This window comes from Enterobacter sp. Ag1 (genome assembly GCA_000277545.1).
In the GTDB taxonomy this organism is placed as follows: Bacteria; Pseudomonadota; Gammaproteobacteria; order Enterobacterales; family Enterobacteriaceae; genus Cedecea.
Window position 1 is genome coordinate 204,013 of sequence record AKXM01000004.1, and the last position, 17,232, is coordinate 221,244.

A 17,232-nucleotide genomic window follows, 5' to 3' on the forward strand; every position below is an offset into this window, starting at 1 on the left:
AGCTCTGAACATGACGGTATCAATGCGGGAGAACAGCCACTTTCTGAGGAACTTCTATGCATCCAAATTTGTTACGGGTAACATCGCGTATTATCGAACGCTCCCGCCCAACGCGCGAAGCCTACCTGGCACGCATTGAGAAAGCCCGGAGCAACACGGTTCACCGCTCGGAACTTGCCTGCGGTAACCTCGCGCATGGTTTCGCTGCCTGCCAGCCGGACGATAAGGCGGCGCTGAAAAGCATGCTGCGTAACAATATTGCGATCATCACGTCCTACAACGACATGCTCTCCGCCCATCAGCCGTATGAACATTATCCTGAGCAAATCCGTAAGGCGCTGCATTCCGTGGGCGCGGTGGGGCAGGTTGCAGGCGGTGTCCCGGCGATGTGCGACGGGGTGACTCAGGGCCAGGATGGTATGGAGCTTTCGCTGCTGAGCCGGGAAGTGATTGCCATGTCTACCGCCGTTGGCCTTTCCCATAACATGTTTGACGGGGCGCTCTATCTTGGCGTGTGCGACAAAATCGTGCCGGGGCTGACGATGGCCGCGCTGTCGTTTGGGCATCTCCCAGCAGTCTTTGTGCCATCAGGCCCGATGGCCAGCGGCTTGCCGAACAAAGAAAAAGTCCGCATTCGCCAGCTTTATGCGGAAGGTAAAGTTGACCGCCTCGCGCTGCTGGAAGCGGAAGCTGCCTCTTATCACGCTCCGGGGACCTGTACTTTCTACGGCACGGCGAATACCAACCAGATGGTGGTTGAGTTTATGGGCATGCAGTTGCCGGGGTCGTCGTTTGTTCAGCCTGATGCAGAGTTGCGTCACGCGCTGACGGACGCAGCGGCGCGCCAGGTCACTCGCCTGACCGGCAACGGCAACGAATGGATGCCACTCGGGAAAATGATTGATGAGAAAGTGGTGGTGAACGGCATTGTTGCACTGCTGGCTACCGGCGGCTCGACGAACCATACCATGCATCTTGTTGCGATGGCTCGCGCTGCCGGGATCATTATTAACTGGGACGACTTCTCCGAGATCTCCGAAATTGTGCCGCTGCTGGCGCGCCTCTACCCGAATGGCCCTGCCGACATTAACCACTTCCAGGCGGCGGGCGGTGTGCCGGTGCTGCTGCGTGAGCTGCTGAAAGGTGGCCTGCTGCACGAAGACGTTAACACCGTGGCCGGTTTTGGCCTGCATCACTACACCATGGAGCCGTGGCTCGACAACGGTCAGCTTGCCTGGCGTGAAGGCGCGAGCCAGCCGTTGGATAGCGACGTTATTGCCACGATGGAAAAACCATTCTCCCGCCACGGCGGAACCAAAGTGCTGAGCGGGAATCTGGGCCGGGCGGTGATGAAAACCTCAGCGGTGCCGGTAGAAAATCAGGTGATTGAAGCGCCCGCGGTTATTTTTGAAAGCCAGCATGACGTATTGCCTGCTTTTGAAGCCGGCAAACTGGACCGCGATTGCGTTGTCGTCGTCCGCCATCAGGGGCCAAAAGCGAACGGCATGCCAGAATTGCATAAACTTATGCCGCCGCTTGGAGTATTATTGGACCGCTGTTTCAAAATTGCTCTGGTGACAGATGGAAGACTGTCCGGTGCCTCAGGGAAGGTGCCTTCCGCAATCCATGTTACCCCGGAAGCGTATGACGGCGGGCTGCTGGCGAAGGTGCAGGATGGCGACATTATTCGCGTCAACGGCCAAACGGGCGAGCTAACGTTGCTGGTCGATGAAGCCGTACTTGCGGCGCGCACTGCTTATCACCCGGATCTCAGCGCCGAGCGCGTAGGGACTGGTCGGGAGCTATTCGGCGCATTGCGCGAACAGCTTTCGGGCGCTGAACAAGGCGCAACCTGCATTAAATTTTAAGCCCGCGGCAGTAATGCCCGGAACAGATTAAAAGTGGCTAAGAGGCGCTCAGATGAAAAATTGGAAAACTACAGCAGAACAGATCCTGAAAACCGGTCCGGTTGTGCCGGTTATTGTTGTTAACAAGCTGGAGCATGCGGTGCCAATGGCGAAAGCGCTGGTGGCCGGTGGCGTCCGCGTGCTGGAAGTCACGCTGCGTACAGCTTGTGCTATCGATGCCATTCGTGCGATTGCGAAAGAAGTGCCTGAAGCTATTATCGGCGCAGGTACCGTGCTGAACCCACAGCAGCTTGCGGAAGTGACCGAAGCTGGCGCGCAGTTTGCCATCAGCCCGGGTCTGACCGAGCCGCTGCTGAAAGCCGCGACCGAAGGCACCATTCCGTTGATCCCAGGCATCAGCACCGTGTCAGAACTGATGCTGGGGATGGACTATGGCCTGAAAGAGTTCAAATTCTTCCCGGCTGAAGCCAACGGTGGCACTAAAGCGCTGCAGGCCATTGCAGGACCGTTCTCTCAGGTGCGTTTCTGTCCAACCGGGGGGATATCTCCGGCTAACTACCGCGATTACCTGGCGCTTAAAAGCGTGCTGTGCATCGGTGGTTCCTGGCTGGTTCCGGCCGATGCGCTGGAAGCGGGCGAATACGACCGCATCACTCAGCTTGCCCGTGAAGCGGTGGAAGGCGCCAAGCTGTAAGCCATAAAAAAGCCCGCAGTACGCGGGCCCACTGACTCAATCGCCCTCATTTGAGGGCGATTTTTTTATCCTTCAACTTTTACCTGAGCGGCTGACGTCACGGCCCTTGTCACTGCCTCATCGACGCTGTTACCGGTTGCCAGCGCCACGCCCATGCGGCGTTTACCTGCGATCTCCGGCTTACCGAACAGGCGAACCTGTAAACCGCCGCCCAGCGCTGCTCCCACGTTACTAAATTTAACGTTATCGCTTTGCAACTCAGGCAGGATCACCGCCGATGCGGCAGGGCCATACTGACGAATTTCGCCGACAGGCAGGCCGAGGAAGGCGCGAACGTGCAGCGCAAACTCAGACAGATCCTGTGAAATCAACGTCACCATGCCAGTGTCGTGCGGGCGAGGGGAGACTTCACTGAAAATCACCTCATCGCCGCAGACAAACAGCTCCACACCGAACAGGCCATGGCCGCCCAGAGCGGTAACCACTTTTTCAGCAATCTCTTTCGATTTTGCCAGCGCGATGTCGCTCATCTGCTGTGGCTGCCAGGATTCACGGTAGTCGCCCTCTTCCTGACGGTGCCCGATAGGCGCGCAGAAATGCACGCCGTCAACGGCGCTGATGGTCAGCAGGGTGATTTCAAAATCAAAATTGACCACGCCTTCAACGATAACGCGGCCTTTACCGGCCCGCCCACCTAGCTGGGCGTATTCCCAGGTTTTTGCCAGTTGGTCGGCTGTGCGGATGAAGCTCTGGCCTTTGCCGGAGGAACTCATTACCGGTTTTACAATGCACGGCAAACCAATCTCATGCACGGCCTGCTGGAAGGCTTCTTCGCTGTCGGCGAAGCGATAGCTGGAAGTGGGCAACTGAAGTTCTTCTGCGGCCAGGCGGCGGATCCCTTCGCGGTTCATGGTGAGTTTGGTGGCGCGGGCGCACGGCACCACTCGCTGACCCTGGGCTTCAAGCTCCAGCAGGGCATCGGTGGCAATGGCTTCAATTTCAGGAACGATAAAATCGGGCATTTCGGCGGCGACAAGCGCTTTTAGCGCCGCGGCATCCAGCATGTTAATGACGTGGCTGCGGTGTGCGACGTGCATTGCCGGCGCATTTGCGTAGCGATCGACGGCGATAACTTCTACCCCGAGGCGCTGGCATTCAATGGCCACTTCTTTACCCAATTCACCGGAACCCAGCAGCATAACTCGCGTAGCTGCCGGGCGCAGAGCGGTTCCCAACGTTGACATGTGATTTAGCCTTAACAAAGAAAAAGACCGCTGCAGTATAAACGAAAACGTTTGCGTTGGCAGCGGCTTTCCGGCTTGTGTGATAAAATGAATGACGATATACTGGATAAATAAACAGGTAAAACGGAGCTGCAAAATGGCGGTCGAGATTAAATATGTTGTAGTGAGAGAGGGACAAGAAAAAATGGCCTTTGCCAGTAAAAAGGATGCTGACGCTTATGACAAAATGCTGGATCTGGCTGAAGTCCTCGGCGACTGGCTGCAGCAAAGCCCGATTGCGCTGGATGAAGGGCAGAGCGACACCCTGGCGATGTGGATGGCGGAAAACAAGGATCTGCTGGCGGGCGTATTGAAAAATGGCAAGCTGCCAGAGCCTGAATTAAGTCAGTTTGAGCCAGACGCGGAGTCCTCAGCGCTTGAACAATCGCCAGCGGCTGAAGACAACGTCAGCGAACACCCTGGACGTAAACGCACCAAAGCCGCGTAATACGGTTCTGCTGTAAGCGCCGGGTAGCCGGCGCGATTCTTTTCCCATCTTTAGCGCTGTCCGACGTTTCTTGACGTCCTGTGGCCTACTCTCGACGAGTTAAGTCAACAGAGGATCTCCGTCATGAATAACTGGTTACAGCAGCTTCAGTCGCTCCTGGGGCAATCTACTTCTCCTCAATCTTCACAGCCTGCAGCCGGTAATAGCTCTGAAGGGATCGGTAAACTTCTGGTGCCGGGGGCGCTGGGTGGATTAGCCGGGTTACTGCTGGCGAGTAAATCTTCCCGCAAACTGTTAACAAAATACGGCACCAGTGCGCTTCTGGTCGGCGGCGGCGCCGTGGCCGGAAGCGTGTTATGGAACAAATACAAGGAGCGGGTTCGCCAGAGCCAGCCCGTTTCCACAGGCTGGAGTGAGCCGCACTCGTCGGTTGATGTTCGTACCGAAAGATTAATTACCGCGCTGGTTTTTGCGGCGAAAAGCGACGGCCATATCGATGCAAAAGAGCGTCAGTTTATTGAGCAACAGCTGCGTGAAGTCGGTATCGACGGGGAAGGTAAAGCGCTCGTCGAACGGGCGATCGACAGGCCGTTAGATCCTCACCAGCTTGCACAAGGTGTGAGAAATGAGGAGGAAGCGCTGGAGCTTTATTACCTTAGCTGCACGGCTATCGATATCGATCACTTTATGGAACGTAGCTACCTGAGCGCTCTGGGCGATGCGCTAAACATACCGCCGGATGTCCGCTCCGGTATTGAGCAAGATATTCAGCAGCAAAAACAACCGCTCGCGGTGTAATCCTCCTGCAACCAGCCTGTGCCGGGTTTCTCCCGGCATTTTCTTTTAATCCTTCATGTTCCGCTTGCAAGCCCGGCTGAATTTGCCACCCTTACGGGGTGTTAAACGGAAAATGATGAAAGTGATGCCGCCAAAAGCCAAAAAAATACCTCACGCTATGACGCTGCATGGCGATACCCGCACGGATAACTATTACTGGCTGCGGGATGATGACCGCGCCGATCCGGATGTGCTGAAATACCTTGAGCAGGAAAATGATTACGGGAAAAGGATCATGGAGAGCCAGCGCGCGCTGCAGGATCAGTTGCTCAAAGAGATGATCGCTCGCGTTCCTCCTCGCGATGTTTCCGCCCCGTATGTGAAGAACGGCTATCGCTACCGCCAGGTGTATGACAAAGGGAATGAGTACGCGATTTATCAGCGGCAATCTGCGGTCAGAGAAGAGTGGGGCGAGTGGGACGTTTTGCTGGATGCCAACCAGCGTGCCGCCCATAGCGAGTTCTACACCATGGGTGGATTGGCCATTACGCCGGACAATGCCGTGATGGCCTTGGCAGAGGACTATCTCTCCCGCCGTCAGTTCGGCATCCGTCTGCGCAATTTGAAAACCGGAAACTGGTATCCGGAGTTGCTGGAGAACGTCTCGACCGGTTTTGTTTGGGCAAATGACTCCGTCACGCTTTACTACGTGCGCAAGCATCCCAAAACCTTACTGCCTTATCAGGTCTGGCGGCACACGCTGGGCCACCCGGTGGCCGATGACCAACTGGTGTATGAAGAAAAAGATGACGCTTTTTACGTCAGCGTGCATAAAACAACCTCCCAGCATTTTGTTGTCATTCATCTTGCCAGCGCGACGACGAGTGAGGCTTTGTTACTGGATGCCGAACTGGCAGACGCCGAGCCGCAAGTTTTTGCCCCGCGCCGGAAAGATCATGAGTACACGGTCGATCACTACCAGCATGGGTTCTACATTCGTTCCAACAAAGACGGTAAAAATTTCGGACTCTACCGCAGCGCCGTGCGGGACGAAAAACAGTGGGAAACGCTGATTGCCGCGCGGGAACAGGTCATGCTTGAAGACTTTACGCTGTTCCGCGACTGGCTGGTGGTTGCCGAGCGCCAGCAGGGATTGACCAGCCTGCGCCAGATTAATCGCCATACGCGTGAGTCCACGGGCATCGCTTTTGACGATCCAGCCTATGTCACCTGGCTTGGCTACAATCCTGAGCCGGAAACTTCGCACCTGCGCTACGGTTACTCTTCAATGACAACGCCGGACACCCTATTCGAGCTGGATATGGACAGCGGTGAGCGACGGGTTATCAAGCAAACCCAGGTTGCCGGTTTTGACGCTAGCCATTACCGCAGCGAGCATCTGTGGGTGACGGCGCGGGATGGCGTTCTGGTACCGGTCTCACTGGTTTATCACCGGAAACACTTTCGCCGGGGCAAAAGCCCGCTGCTGGTCTATGGCTATGGATCTTACGGCAGCAGTATGGATGCTGACTTTAGCAGCAGCCGTTTGAGTCTGCTGGACAGGGGGGTTGTCTTCGCCATCGCCCATGTCCGCGGCGGCGGTGAACTGGGCCAACAATGGTATGAAGACGGTAAATACCTGAAAAAAATGAATACCTTTAACGACTATCTGGACGTGTGCGACGAGCTGCTCAGGCAGGGATATGGCGATCCTAAACTGCTTTATGGGATGGGCGGCAGCGCGGGCGGAATGCTGATGGGGGCAGCTATCAATCTGCGTCCTGAATTATTCCATGGCGTGGTGGCTCAGGTGCCGTTTGTCGACGTTGTAACGACGATGCTGGACGAGTCGATTCCGCTTACCACCGGGGAATTTGAAGAGTGGGGTAACCCCCAGGATGAAGAATATTACCGCTATATGAAGCAATACAGCCCTTACGACCAGGTTCGTGAGCAGGCTTATCCCCATCTGTTAGTGACCACCGGGCTGCATGATTCGCAGGTGCAGTATTGGGAGCCGGCTAAGTGGGTTGCCAAATTACGTGACTATAAGCGGGATGAGACCTTGCTGCTGCTTTGTACCGACATGGATTCCGGGCACGGCGGCAAGTCGGGGCGCTTCAAATCTTACGAAGGCGTGGCACTGGAGTTTGCTTTCCTGATTGCCCTGGCGCAGGGAACGCTGCCAGGGCGCGTGCATTAATCGGCCGCGCTGGCGGCCAGGTAATGTTTTAGCGTCATGCGGAGATCCGGCGTTAGCTCCTTGATGTTGTTGAGCATCCAGCGAAGATAACCCGGGTCGTCTTCGGCTATTTCGGCAATGCGTTTGCCCCGGTATTTGCCAAACATCATGGTGGTTACCAGCGCCGGGCGCCCGGTAATCGTGACCATATCTTCTGCGGTCCAGCCGGACACATCCATAATTCTCAGCAGCAGGGCGGCGGTGATATAACAGTCAAACAGGGCGCGGTGATGATGCAGCCCGGCAGGTGTATCCACATGCAACTTTAGCGATTTATACAAGCCCATGTTGCTGTATTTGATGCCCGGCCACAGGCGACGCGCCAGCTTCACCGTGCAAATCCAGTCGCCCTGCATTTCCGGCAGCATGCGGCTGTCGAAACTGGCGTTGTGCGCCACGTAATAGGGGCTACCGATATAGCGGGGGATGACGTCTTCAATCCAGGGTTTATCGGCCACCATCTCTTCGGTAATTTTATGGATGGCCATTGCCTGGTGGCTTATTGGTCGGTCAGGACGGACAAGATCGCTCATCGGGTTTACAATCTTGCCGTCGATGATATCGACCGACGCAACTTCCACTACGCCTCCCTGTAATCCGCAGGTTTCCGTATCAATAATGCGCAGCATCGCAGTCTCCGTAAACAGGCCTCAGGCGACTAGCGTAAAGGAATGACCTCGCCGTGCCAACCTCTCTCATCCCGGCGGCCAATCGCCAGCAATTCACCCTGGTCGGCCCTGACGACTAGCTGGCCTAAATTATCCCAACATGCGCTGCGCCCAGCGGAGCGAAGTTCTGCCCCGGACCAGGCGTAATTGGCCTGCAAAATGGTGAGTCCATATTTGTGCGCCCAGCGTTGCATATACATCTCATCTTGCTGGTAGCTTAGTTCTGTCATTGCGGCGCCGGTGGCGTAAAGATCGGCGCCGATATCAGCGGCGCTTCGGGGCCAGGCTTCATCATCGCTTTGGGCGCAAACGGCCAGGGCAATATTGCGGGAACGTTGCCCCAAAAGTGGTGCGACGGGGGTTTGAGCATTTACATCGATAGCCGTTGCGGGACGTTTGCAACAGGCGATACGCGATCCATCCGGCAGAAAACCTACCATACCGGCGGCGCTATGCGCCTCGTCACTGAGCGACATGCCGACGATAACGGTCATATGGTAGCTGCGAGCAGCCTCGCTGAGCGGGTCGAACAGCGGATCGGTAAACGCCGGAGGATGGTTGTCGGGGCGTAATCCGGATAAAGAGAGATGAGGGAAAACCAGAAGATCGATGCCTTCTTCGGCGGCACAGCGAATGAAATCGAGATGGTGGTCGATGTTGGCCTGATAACTTCCGGCAACGGCACCGTATTGCGCAGCGGCAACATTCCAGCGTGGCATAGGTTCTTCCTTAATCTTTCATCCAACGATTGCGTCCTGCAATCGTGAGGGATGAGCCAAAGCTTGTGGTCAACTGAACAAGGAAGAGAGTAGCACTAGTTTTGAATCAAAGAGAAAATTCTTAATTTTTTATTTTTGCTTCGGTTCATACGGCAAACGGGAAAGATTCACCGAGGCCAGACGATAGGCAATCAGCTTTTCACGGAACCAGGTCCGCAGATGTTCAGGTTGCTCACGTTCCACCATTTCAGCCACTACGGGCATGTTATAGCGCTCTTTAAACGCCACGCCGGCAGCGGCAAGGTCGACGTTAACTTTATCCATTTCTTCCTGGGGTAAATCGGCGAGATTGTAGCTCATCATATCCTCCTGCAATGTCAGCGCAGAAGTTACTGTTTTGCGCCCCGGATGACAAGCAACAATAGCTTTTCCCGTCTCGACTTGGTATTAACGCGGGGGTATCCTTGCCGCCTCGACACATAACAAAAAGGAATAGTTAATATGGCGTTCATCTCCTCCCGCATCGCAACCGTGGCGGCATTTGTCACTGCTATGGCCGTTTCTCCAGCCGTGTTTGCACACGCGCACCTTAAGCAGCAGTCTCCGGCAGCAGATTCCGCCGTGACAGCATCGCCGCAGTCGCTGACCCTGAGCTTCTCTGAAGGGGTGGAGCCTGGCTTCAGCGGCGTGACCGTGACCGGCCCGCAGAAATCTGCCGTGAAGACCGGGAAAGTGAAGGTTGCTGAGACCGACAACAAACAGCTGATTGTGCCGGTTGAAGAAGCCCTGAAACCGGGTGATTACTCCGTGGACTGGCATGTTGTGTCGGTCGACGGGCACAAAACCAAAGGTAACTATCACTTCTCCGTGAAGTAATCGCCATGCTGTCGGCGTTTTACATCGCGCTGCGTTTTATCCATTTCACTGCCTTGATGGTGCTGCTTGGCAGCGCCATCTGCTGTTCGCTCCTTGCCCCGCAGCAGTTTAAACCCGTGCTTGTGCGTCGCCTCAGGGCGCAGTGGCGGCCTGCCGTCTGGCTGTCGCTCATTAGCGCCTGTCTGCTATTCATGGCTCAGGCCGGGCAAATGGGTGACGGCTGGCGCGATACTCTTTCGCCGGATGTCTGGCAGGCGGTGCTGACGACTCGCTTTGGTTCCGTCTGGATATGGCAGCTATTGCTGGGCCTGGCCACGCTGGCCGCTGTGCTGATCGCTCCCCGGGCAATGCCGGGGTTATTGCTGCTTTTAGCCGCGGCGCAGCTAATTATGCTAGCTGGCGTCGGGCATGCCGCAATGCACGACGGCGCGCTCGGTGTCTTTCAGCGGATGAACCATGCGATTCATCTTCTGAGCGCGGCCTGGTGGGTGGGAGGCCTGCTGCCTTTGCTGGTTTGTATGTATATGGCACATAAGCCGCGCTGGCGTACTCCGGCGATTACGGCAATGATGCGTTTTTCGCGCTACGGGCATCTTGCAGTGGCTGCGGTACTGGTGACCGGCGTGGTGAATAGCTTGCTTATCCTCGGCTGGGCGCTGCCGCTGGAAAGTGGTTATGTTCGATTGCTGGCGCTGAAGGTTGTGCTGGTGCTAGTGATGGTTATGCTGGCGCTGATCAACCGCTATATACTGGTGCCGCGTTTCGACGCTGTTCAAGCCGATGCTCAGCGGAGATTTATTCAGCTTACGTGGCTGGAAGTGATTCTATCGGTAGCGATACTGCTGCTTGTCAGCATCTATGCTACCTGGGAGCCGTTCTGACGGCGCAAACTGGTTATATGAGAGATTCATGAAAAAGAGCATTTTGACTTTACTGCTGCTGGCCTGCGCGAGTTCTGCGCTGGCTGCCCCGCAAATTATCACCGTGAGTCGGTTTGAGGTGGGTAAAGACAAATGGGCGTTCAACCGTGAAGAGGTGATGTTGAGCTGCAGAGCGGGGAATGCGTTGTTTGCCATCAACCCAAGTACGCTGATGCAGTACCCGCTGAACGCCATTGCCGAGCAGCAGATCAAGAGCGGTAAAACGAGCGGGCAGCCCATCAGCGTTATTCAGGTGGACGACCCGCAGCATCCTGGCCAGAAGATGAGTCTCGAACCCTTCATTGAGCGCGCGCAAAAGCTTTGCGGTGAATAAAAAACACGCATTTCCTGGCATAAAAAAACAGCAATAGCCTCAACGGGATATTGCTGTTTTTGCATAAATAGTCACCTTTATTGCGCCTTTTTTCTGACCACTTTTGTTGCGGACTGGAAAACCTGCGCCGGTAATCTATTCTTAAGAGGCAAGGCGATTTAGCCTGCATTAATGCCAACTTTTAGCGCACGGCTCTCTCCCAAGAGCCATTTCCCTGGACCGAATACAGGAATCGTATTCGGTCTTTTTTTATTCGGGAATCCGCCAGCTTGCTTGCGCGTAAAGCGTTTCCCATAACGCTTCGACCTGGCCTGTGCGCTAAAACCATACCACACCTTGATAGCTTGCCGTCCAGCGTTTTTTGCTCAATTTGTTAATTATTTGTTGCGCAAACGTGGGGGCCGGGTCGGTGAGTCTTTCGGGCTAGTGACGCATGTCACAAAAATTCGCATCACTGCCGCGACAACGCTACACTTTCGGCCTCACTGACTGCATTCCATGAGAAATGCGGCGTTTCTGACAATAAGCCTGCATCCGACTATGACAAATCAAACCGAGCTTGCCGCTCAACATGCGCGTGAGAATAGCCTGCGCGCCGTGCTTCGCTCCCCTCGACTCATCCAGCGTGAACTGCTGGCCGGAGTCGTCACCGCGCTGGCCCTGATCCCCGAAGTGATCTCCTTTTCCCTGATCGCGGGCGTGGATCCGAAGGTCAGCCTGATTGCCTCGATCGTGCTTTGTTTTGCTATGTCGATTCTGGGGGGCCGCCCGGCAATGGTCACTGCGGCGGCCGGTTCGGTAGCGCTGGTGATTGCCCCGATGGTTCATCAATATGGGGTGGGTTATATCCTGCCTGCGGTGGTGCTGGCGGGCGGGATCCAGATCCTGTTCGGCCTAAGCGGGCTGGCGCGAATGATGCGCTATATCCCGCTTTCGGTAATGACCGGGTTTGTGAATGCGCTGGGGATTCTTATTTTCTTTGCTCAGGTGCCTCATGTCTGGGGGCAATCGCCGCTGGTTTGGGGCCTGTTCGTCGTGACTCTCGCCGTCGTTTTAATGTTGCCGAGACTGCTTAAATCTGTGCCTTCGCCGCTGGTGGCGATTGTTCTGGTGACCGGCCTGAGTATTGCCCTGGGATGGGTAATGCCCACGGTAGGCGACAGCGGGCCGATGAAAGCCGGTTTGCCCGGGTTAACGGAACTGATAGTGCCGCTTAACGTTGAGACGCTGCGCATTATCTGGCCCTGCGCGCTGAGCATCGCTTTTGTTGGCTTGATGGAGTCCTTGCTAACGGCCAGGCTGGTGAACGATCTCACCGATACACCTTCCAGCAAGCGGCGCGAATGCTGGGGACTGGGCGTGTCGAATATCTTCGCCGGTTTTTATGGCGGCATCGCGGGCTGCGCCATGATTGGGCAAACCATTGTCAACGTTGAGCTGGGAAGAGGGCGAACGCGGCTGTCTACCGTGGCGGCTGCGCTGGTGCTATTGCTGCTGGTCACCGTGCTGAGTGAAGTGATGGCAAAAATTCCGATGGTGGTGCTGGCTGGGATCATGATGATTGTGGCGGTGAAAACGCTGAACTGGCATAGCCTCTCTCCAGTTACGCTTCGCCGAATGCCGGTGCCGGAAACGCTGGTGATGCTCACGACCGTCGCTATAACGGTTTATACCGATAACCTCGCGCTTGGCGTTTTGGGCGGCGTTATCTTCGCTATGATGTTGTTTGCTCGCCGTATTGCACATGTGGTGCGTGCTGAGCGGCAGCTGGCAGCGGACGGGAGCGAAGTGACTTATCGGGTTCGTGGGCCGCTGTTCTTTGCCAGCAGCAACGACCTGGTCGAGCATTTTCACTATGCTGACGACCCGGCACGGGTGGTGATCGATCTGACTCAGGCTCAAATTTGGGATGCCTCCACCGTTGCCGTATTAGATGCCATTGAAACGCGCTATCAGCGTTATCAGGCGCAGGTCGAAATTGTTGGCCTGGACACCCACAGCGCCGATTTCCATCAGCGCCTGAGCGGTAAACTTTAACCGTTTTGCCGGCGGCGTTCAGCTGCCGACTCTCCCCAATCATTCCCAGCACGAAATGCCATTTTTTGAGCGGCAGGTCACAATTTTCCACTACTTTCCGCTGCCCGGCTGATGGTTTAAACGACAAGCTGGGGAAATAAACATTTCAGTAACATTTACGTTGCCAGTCAATAAGGAATAACTTATTACTATTTAACCGCTTACTCAGCGTAAGCGGCCCCGCCTCCACTATAACGATAATTAACAGGATACTTTATGACGACAAACGATGCCGTCCGTGAGGACGCTGCGCGCGGTTTTTGGCCGACGGTCAAAACCTTCCCGTCGACGGTGATTGCGCTGCTGCTTTTTACCCTGGTGATTCGCTTTAGCTATTTTATGGCCTGGCCGTTTATGACGGTGATCATGACCCGTAATTATCATCTTTCGCCCATCTCTGTAGGCGTGGCGATGACCAGCAGTGCGCTTCTGGCAGTGGTGCTGGGAATGTATGGCGGGCAGCTGTCGGATAAATTAGGCCGCCGGGGCGTGCTTTCCCTCGGCTGTGCGCTGTCGTTTGTTGGCTATGCTCTGCTTGGGCTGGCCACGGGAATGGCGTTATTTATCATTGGGCTAATGATTGTTGGCGTCTGTTTCGCGTGGGTAGAGCCGCCGACGCGAGCGCTGATGAGTGACTTACTGGGCGACCGCCGTCGTCGCGCTCTGGCTCTGCAGATTCGCTATTATTTGGTGAATGTGGCGGCGGTCACCGGGCCACTGGTCGGCATTGCTTTCGGGCTGACTTCGCAGAAAGGGACATTCGTAATCACGGCTGTGAGCTATTTGCCGCTGCTTATTTACACCTTATTGTTTATTCCTGCAGGCAAGCTGGTTGCCAAAGATAGCGAACATAAACCCGGGGTCAGATTACGCGACGTTATGCTAATCATCGCCCGGGACAAACTGTTCGTTGCGGCGCTGCTGTGCAGCACGTTATGCGCCGTGGTTTTCGTACATTATGAATCCGTGGTGCCGCTTTATTTACTGACGCTGGACGCTGAGGCGGCCGTAAAGTTAATCACGCTGATTCTGGTGTCGAACGCCTGTACGGTGCTTATTGCCCAGCTTTTTCTGGTTCGCTTTTTGGCTCAAGTTAGCCTGTCTAACCGTATTTTGCTGGGGGGCGCTATCTTTGCGCTGTCACAGCTTTTGTTCTGGTCCGTCCGTACGCCGGATGCACTGTTGTGGGTGAGCGTGACGGTTATTTTCAGCATCGGCGAGGCCATTCTGATGCCGAACCTGAATATTCTGCTGGATCAGCTGGCACCGGATGAGCACCGCGGTGCGTACCTGGGAGCATCGACCCTGACGACGTTAGGCATAGCGCTTGGGCCGCTGATTGGCGGCGTTATGCTAACCCTGACCGGTGCGGGTGTGTTTTTGGGTACCATGCTGTTTAGCCTGCTGCTGTGCGCTATCATTTACGCCTGCAAATCAGGCCTTAAACAACGACTACAAGAGTAATACTGAGCGGAGTCATGATGATTACTGAAGCCCCACGTCTTGAAACGGAACGCCTTATCCTGCGCCATTTTACGCTGGACGACTATGAGGCGCTGGTTGCCTGTTGGTCTGACCCGGAGATGGTAAAGTTTATCGGCGGCGGAAAACCGCAGGACGGTGAAATGAGCTGGGCGCGATTGATGCGCTATATCGGTCACTGGCAGGCGCTGGGCTACGGTTACTGGGCGTTGTTTGAAAAACAGAGTGGGCGATTCGTAGGGGCGTTTGGTTTCCAGGACGCTAAACGAAATCTCAGCCCGGCTTTGGCACACCCGGAGGCGGGCTGGACGCTTATTCCTGCGGTACACGGTAAAGGCTATGCGGCGGAGGCGCTCAGCGCAGTGTTAAGTTGGGCGGATGACAATTTCAGCGAGCCGGTATGCTGCATTATTGATGACGATAATCAGCGTTCTATTGGTCTGGCAGAGCGCTTCGGCTTTACTTTCCAGCACTACGTTGAATACCACGGGAAGCAAATACGCATGTTCCTTCGCCCGAAGAAGCGCTAATCTCGCCTGGCCCTGCTCAGAAGTCGCTGTACTCCTGGGCAGGCCGCCAGAATCCATCGATAAACTCTTCTACCGGGTAACAGCCGCCGTGGCGCATACGCTGCTCGCTCATCGCACTCAGACACTGCTGCTCGCTGGTGAAGACTTCCAGCACCAGATCGTCACAGCCGCCGTCCAGGTAACAAACAAATAAAACCAAAGCAAACATTAGCGCCTCAGAACCGCTTCGTTTGGTTTAAGTGTAGGGGAGCCAAGGGAGTGGGGGAAATAATTAATCCGTCCCGTGGACGGAGAAAGTGCTGGCAAAAATCATTGATGTAAAAACGGCACTTGGGTCTAACAAAAGCAATGAATGATGTCCTCTGGTCTACTTCAAACAGCTGAAAACCACGTTTTTGGCTGTTTATCATCTATATAACCCGTCTCAGGGACGGGTTCATCTTGAATTATGCAAGGCGCATAACCCAGGCATCGCGCTGGCGATCGTAATGCTGCAGGTAAAGTACGGAATGTTCGCCGTCCAGCACGGCGGGAATAGAGGTTGCCCCATCCCATGCATCCAGCTGCATGCACAGGTCGGGATCGGACTTGCAGGGAATGCTTAACGTTCGATCCCCCTGTTGTTCACCGTGTAATTCGGCATCATCGATCTCGAAGATGCCGATCCGAACGTTGGTCTTTGTCATCTTTGGCTCCTTGTTATCCGCAGCAGGTGGTATGACCAGTGGGTCGTTCCAATTTCAGCGTAGTCAAGGCAGCACAAATTGCCAACTCAAAAAGTGCTTATTTTTTTAGCCAGCCTGCGGGGCGGCGAAAAGCTTGCCGTCGCGTACTAATTCCCTTGGGTAGCTGTTCTTCAGGCGTGAGCCAACTTTACGCGCCAGGCCGATCGGCTGCCCCTGAAAAGTGACAATCACTTCATCTCGTGACGGTGTCACTTCTGGATAGATATCCCGCCCACGGTACCACTCCTCGGCTTCGGTCTCGCTCAGCGGGAAGCAAAGCGGGTTGTCACTTTTGACCAGAGAAACCACGGCTTCATGCTGCCAGCGGAAGCCTTTGTTATGCTGTTCGGCGAGCTTGAGGCCAATGCGAGAGAAACGCACTTTCCCGATAAGCGGTTCAATCTCACTCGGAAACAGCCAGATCTCTTTGTCGCGCTGCCATAGATTCAGCTCATCGCCCCAGATAAGGCCCGATTTTGCCGCCGCGGTGGTTAGTTCGGCTGCGGCTTTGCCTTTCATCGGCGCGAAGGGGAATTTCCCTACTTTATAGCCCGGGGCCGGCAGCGGTTCGATAGAGGCCGTTTTGCGCAAACGGGCAACGAAAAAGCCTTCGCAGTCGTAAATCTGTGGGAACACGTGCAGGAAACCTTCCGGCGTCAGCGCGCGTGCTGCTTCCGGGAAAAGCTCGTCAAGGGGGGCAATTTCTACCGCGTCCGGCCAGGTATCCAGCAGCCACTGGCAGACATCCTGGTTTTCCTGGCGATTCAGCGTACAGGTCGAGTAGACCAGAGTCCCGCCGGGGCGGAGCGCATGAAAAGCACTCTCAATCAATTCGCGCTGTGTGCCGGCAATTTCGGCCGTGCTTTCAGGCGACCAGTTGCGTAGTGCATCGGGATCTTTCCTCACCACGCCTTCACCGGAGCAGGGGGCATCCAGCAGAATGGCGTCGAAGGATTCCGGCAGAGCGGCACCGAATACGCGGCCATCAAAATGCGTCAGCGCTACGTTACTGATCCCACAGCGGCTGATATTGGCATGCAGGACTTTTACCCGGCTGGCGGAATATTCATTGGCAAGAATTGCGCCGGTATTATTCATGCGGGCGGCAATCTGGGTTGTTTTTGATCCTGGCGCTGCGGCGACGTCCATCACTCGCTGCGGCTGGTTGCCGTCGGCAAACAACGCGGCTACGGGCAGCATTGAACTGGCTTCATGAATATAGAACAGGCCGCTCAAATGCTCTGCGGTGCTGCCCAGCGGCAGGGTTTCTTCATCTTCTCGTTCAATCCAGAAGCCTTCTTCGCACCACGGCACCGGCGTTAAACGCCAGTGATAGGGCGCGACGAGCGTCAGAAAGTCAGCCACGGATATCTTCAGCGTATTGACGCGCAGGCTGCGGCGCAGCGGCTGCTGACAGTATTCGATAAAACTTTCCAGCGTCTGGCCAGCGGGAAGTGCGTCACGAATCGCGTCGAGAAAAGGTTGAGGAAGATAAACGGCAGTAAATTGAGCCATGAAAAACGCCCCTGAAAAAATTAAGGGGCGCAGTTTAACACGGAATTACCCGGGCGACGTACCGCCCGGGCTTGC

General features: G+C 55.4%; 18 protein-coding genes. 11 read left to right on the forward strand and 7 right to left on the reverse strand.

Annotation, left to right across the window (positions count from 1 at the left end; translation table 11 throughout):
* The first annotated feature begins 56 nt into the window (after positions 1-56).
* Complete coding sequence (gene edd, locus A936_RS01700) at positions 57-1,868, forward strand: phosphogluconate dehydratase (protein ID WP_008453966.1); 1,812 nt, start codon at positions 57-59, stop codon at positions 1,866-1,868.
* Between the two features lie 52 nt (positions 1,869-1,920).
* A complete protein-coding gene (kdgA, locus tag A936_RS01705; protein ID WP_008453968.1) occupies positions 1,921-2,562 on the forward strand; it encodes a bifunctional 4-hydroxy-2-oxoglutarate aldolase/2-dehydro-3-deoxy-phosphogluconate aldolase in 642 nt (213 codons plus the stop codon).
* A gap of 65 nt (positions 2,563-2,627) precedes the next feature.
* Here the strand turns inward: kdgA and purT are convergent, their stop codons facing one another.
* Positions 2,628-3,806, reverse strand: coding sequence for a formate-dependent phosphoribosylglycinamide formyltransferase (gene purT, locus A936_RS01710; RefSeq protein WP_008453970.1), 1,179 nt, complete (start codon positions 3,804-3,806; stop codon positions 2,628-2,630).
* Between the two features lie 136 nt (positions 3,807-3,942).
* Between purT and A936_RS01715 the strand changes: the two genes are divergently transcribed.
* The 3 genes from A936_RS01715 to ptrB all read left to right on the forward strand — a co-directional run bounded on the left by A936_RS01715 (position 3,943) and on the right by ptrB (position 7,273).
* On the forward strand, positions 3,943-4,293 hold the full coding sequence (locus A936_RS01715) for a YebG family protein (RefSeq protein ID WP_008453972.1): 351 nt from the start codon (positions 3,943-3,945) through the stop codon (positions 4,291-4,293).
* A 123-nt stretch (positions 4,294-4,416) separates the two neighbouring features.
* Entirely contained in the window at positions 4,417-5,091 is a 675-nt protein-coding gene (locus tag A936_RS01720) for a tellurite resistance TerB family protein (protein ID WP_008453974.1), read from the forward strand.
* A 124-nt stretch (positions 5,092-5,215) separates the two neighbouring features.
* The gene (gene ptrB / locus A936_RS01725) at positions 5,216-7,273 is read left to right on the forward strand and encodes an oligopeptidase B (protein ID WP_008453976.1); all 2,058 of its coding nucleotides are present in this window, start codon (positions 5,216-5,218) and stop codon (positions 7,271-7,273) included.
* Here ptrB and exoX read toward each other — a convergent pair.
* The 3 genes from exoX to A936_RS01740 all read right to left on the reverse strand — a co-directional run bounded on the left by exoX (position 7,270) and on the right by A936_RS01740 (position 9,059).
* Entirely contained in the window at positions 7,270-7,941 is a 672-nt protein-coding gene (exoX, locus tag A936_RS01730) for an exodeoxyribonuclease X (RefSeq protein WP_008453977.1), read from the reverse strand. The genes ptrB and exoX overlap by 4 nt on opposite strands.
* Positions 7,942-7,970: 29 nt before the next feature.
* On the reverse strand, positions 7,971-8,699 hold the full coding sequence (locus A936_RS01735) for a carbon-nitrogen hydrolase family protein (RefSeq protein WP_008453978.1): 729 nt from the start codon (positions 8,697-8,699) through the stop codon (positions 7,971-7,973).
* Positions 8,700-8,828: 129 nt separating this feature from the next.
* Positions 8,829-9,059 carry a DNA polymerase III subunit theta gene (locus tag A936_RS01740; RefSeq protein ID WP_008453979.1) on the reverse strand — a complete coding sequence of 77 codons (231 nt, stop codon included), beginning with the start codon at positions 9,057-9,059 and terminating at the stop codon, positions 8,829-8,831.
* 141 nt (positions 9,060-9,200) lie between these two features.
* On the opposite strand from A936_RS01740, the gene yobA reads away from it, so the two are divergent.
* The 6 genes from yobA (at position 9,201) to A936_RS01770 (ending at position 14,917) form a co-directional block, all read left to right on the forward strand.
* Positions 9,201-9,575 carry a CopC domain-containing protein YobA gene (yobA, locus tag A936_RS01745; RefSeq protein ID WP_008453980.1) on the forward strand — a complete coding sequence of 125 codons (375 nt, stop codon included), beginning with the start codon at positions 9,201-9,203 and terminating at the stop codon, positions 9,573-9,575.
* Between the two features lie 5 nt (positions 9,576-9,580).
* Complete coding sequence (gene copD, locus A936_RS01750; protein ID WP_008453981.1) at positions 9,581-10,456, forward strand: copper homeostasis membrane protein CopD; 876 nt, start codon at positions 9,581-9,583, stop codon at positions 10,454-10,456.
* 28 nt (positions 10,457-10,484) lie between these two features.
* Positions 10,485-10,829, forward strand: a complete 345-nt coding sequence (locus A936_RS01755; RefSeq protein WP_008453983.1) for a YebY family protein — start codon at positions 10,485-10,487, stop codon at positions 10,827-10,829.
* Between the two features lie 540 nt (positions 10,830-11,369).
* Entirely contained in the window at positions 11,370-12,866 is a 1,497-nt protein-coding gene (locus A936_RS01760) for a SulP family inorganic anion transporter (protein WP_008453984.1), read from the forward strand.
* Positions 12,867-13,121: 255 nt separating this feature from the next.
* Positions 13,122-14,369 carry an MFS transporter gene (locus A936_RS01765; RefSeq protein ID WP_008453986.1) on the forward strand — a complete coding sequence of 416 codons (1,248 nt, stop codon included), beginning with the start codon at positions 13,122-13,124 and terminating at the stop codon, positions 14,367-14,369.
* Positions 14,370-14,383: 14 nt separating this feature from the next.
* Entirely contained in the window at positions 14,384-14,917 is a 534-nt protein-coding gene (locus tag A936_RS01770; protein WP_192810964.1) for a GNAT family N-acetyltransferase, read from the forward strand.
* A gap of 16 nt (positions 14,918-14,933) precedes the next feature.
* On the opposite strand, the gene A936_RS01775 is transcribed toward A936_RS01770, so the two are convergent.
* The 3 genes from A936_RS01775 to rsmF all read right to left on the reverse strand — a co-directional run bounded on the left by A936_RS01775 (position 14,934) and on the right by rsmF (position 17,157).
* Positions 14,934-15,125, reverse strand: coding sequence for a YdfD/YebW family protein (locus tag A936_RS01775; RefSeq protein WP_008453989.1), 192 nt, complete (start codon positions 15,123-15,125; stop codon positions 14,934-14,936).
* Between the two features lie 238 nt (positions 15,126-15,363).
* Entirely contained in the window at positions 15,364-15,603 is a 240-nt protein-coding gene (locus A936_RS01780; RefSeq protein WP_008453991.1) for a YebV family protein, read from the reverse strand.
* Between the two features lie 105 nt (positions 15,604-15,708).
* A complete protein-coding gene (gene rsmF, locus A936_RS01785) occupies positions 15,709-17,157 on the reverse strand; it encodes a 16S rRNA (cytosine(1407)-C(5))-methyltransferase RsmF (protein WP_008453993.1) in 1,449 nt (482 codons plus the stop codon).
* Between the last annotated feature and the right edge of the window lie 75 nt (positions 17,158-17,232).